At 71.7% G+C, this 421-nt stretch carries 1 protein-coding gene; it reads left to right on the top strand.

Going from position 1 to position 421, the window contains the following annotated elements:
* Positions 1–7 precede the first annotated feature (7 nt).
* Positions 8–421, top strand: a 414-nt coding sequence (locus ADK41_RS08205) for a ketoacyl-synthetase C-terminal extension domain-containing protein (RefSeq protein ID WP_267883164.1), incomplete at its 3' end; no start/stop codon positions are given.

The following is a 421-nucleotide window of genomic DNA, read 5'->3' as shown; positions in this document are numbered from 1 at the left end:
CGAGCCGGTGCAGTGGGCGGATGAGGGACGTCCGCGCCGTGCGGGTGTGTCCTCGTTCGGCATCAGCGGCACCAACGCGCACGTCATCCTCGAACAGCCCGAATTCGCGGGCGAAAGCGTTTCGGCGGCAACCGACGCCGACGACACCGAAACGGCCGTCCTGGTGCCGTGGGTCCTCTCCGGCAGGAGTGAGGCCGCGCTGCGTGCGCAGGCCGACCGGCTGCGGGAGTTCACGGCGGGCGCCGGAATCCGTGGCGCGGACCTCGGGTTCTCGTTGGCCACGCAGCGCTCCGTCTTCGATCACCGGGCTGTGGTGCTGGCCGAGGACAAGGCCGCTGCCCTGGAGGCGCTCGCCGCGGGTCGTCCGGATGCGGGTGTCGTGGAGGGCGTGGCCGGTACGGGCCGTACGGCGTTCCTGTTC

Origin of the sequence: Streptomyces caelestis (genome assembly GCF_001279005.1) — a bacterium.
Lineage (GTDB): Bacteria > Actinomycetota > Actinomycetes > Streptomycetales > Streptomycetaceae > Streptomyces > Streptomyces heliomycini.
The sequence above is the reverse complement of the archived record's forward strand: the minus strand, read 5'-3'. Positions and strand labels throughout refer to the sequence as shown.